A 1,258-nucleotide genomic window follows, 5' to 3' on the forward strand; every position below is an offset into this window, starting at 1 on the left:
GCGATAGCGGCGCGCCCAGCGCAGGCCGGAGGCCGACCAGACGCGGTCGGATGCCGCGGCCACGCGTCGGTCTGCGACGTCGGGAGGCGCCGTCGACGGTGCGGCGGGCGTGATCCTCGACGGCAGGCCGCTCATGTGCGCGACCGGACGCGAATGGAGGATTGGCGGGTGTTCACGGGTCGGCGAGGTCGCCGACAATATGCAGGCTTCATCGTGCTTCTTCGATTGGGGACTCGGGTTTCGAAGAAAGACCGGAGGGGACCGGTTGGAAGCGGCCTGCTGTCGTGCAGGATACGGCAGCTGGTCGTGCGGTGTGCCATCCCAGGGGAAGGATGAGTTCATCTCACAGGGGAGAGATGTTTCACTGACGTTACGCTTGCAACCGCCTTGCCGCGTTACCCAGAACGGGGGGCGATGGGGGGGTTGACCCGGCCACGGCTATTCGCGAGGATTTTTCGTTTCATCGCGAGACGGACTTCGGGGGACACGGTCAGCTCGAGAGCGTCGCGACGATCGCCTGGCCGAGCTGCACGGGCTTGGTGAACTGCGGCCAGTGGCCCGTGGGCAGGTCGACGTAGTCGACGTGCTTCACCTTGGCCAGCTCGGCCGTGAACGGCGAGCCCGCGGCGACCCACTCCACGAGCGCGCTGCTCGGGAACTCGCACGCGATGACCGTGATGGGAACGTCGTAGCGGCGCTCGTCGCGGAGCGTGATCGGGTCGTAGGCGACACCGACCGGCTCGGGGATCGCGCGGGCCCGGAACTCGTCGCGGAGCGCGTCGTCGAGGTCGACGAGGTCGGCGTCGTCGAACTCGGACCAGTCGGGCAGGGGGATCTCGCCGTCGACGATCGGGAGCCCGTCGTTCACGGCGCTGCCGCCGGCGAGCGGGCCGGCATCGACGTAGACCACCCGGTGGATGCGGTCGGGTCGCGCGTCGGCGACCCCGTGCGCGATGGCACCGCCGCCCGAGTGCCCGACGAGCACGAGCGGCGTGCCCTCGTCGAACGTGTCGACCAGGCGCACGACCGCGTCGATGTGATCGAGCAGCCCGATGCCTGCCCGGTCTGCGGCGACGGACTCGAGGCCCGGGAGGGTCACCGGATGGACCCGGTGCCCGGCCTCCTCGATCACCGGTGTCACGCGCTGCCAGGAGGATGCGTCGAGCCAGAAGCCGGGGATGAGGATGATGTCCATGGCTCGACGCTAGCGGGGGCCGCCGACACGGTGGCGGCGCCGGCGTCGCCGCGGGCGGCGCTC

At 70.1% G+C, this 1,258-nt stretch carries 1 protein-coding gene; it reads right to left on the reverse strand.

The window, feature by feature from the left end; translation table 11 throughout:
* Nucleotides 1–490: 490 nt before the first annotated feature.
* Entirely contained in the window at nucleotides 491–1,195 is a 705-nt protein-coding gene (locus tag GH736_RS23120; protein WP_159607378.1) for an alpha/beta fold hydrolase, read from the reverse strand.
* Between the last annotated feature and the right edge of the window lie 63 nt (nucleotides 1,196–1,258).

This window comes from Agromyces humi, from assembly GCF_009720255.1.
Classification (GTDB): Bacteria; Actinomycetota; Actinomycetes; order Actinomycetales; family Microbacteriaceae; genus Agromyces; species Agromyces humi.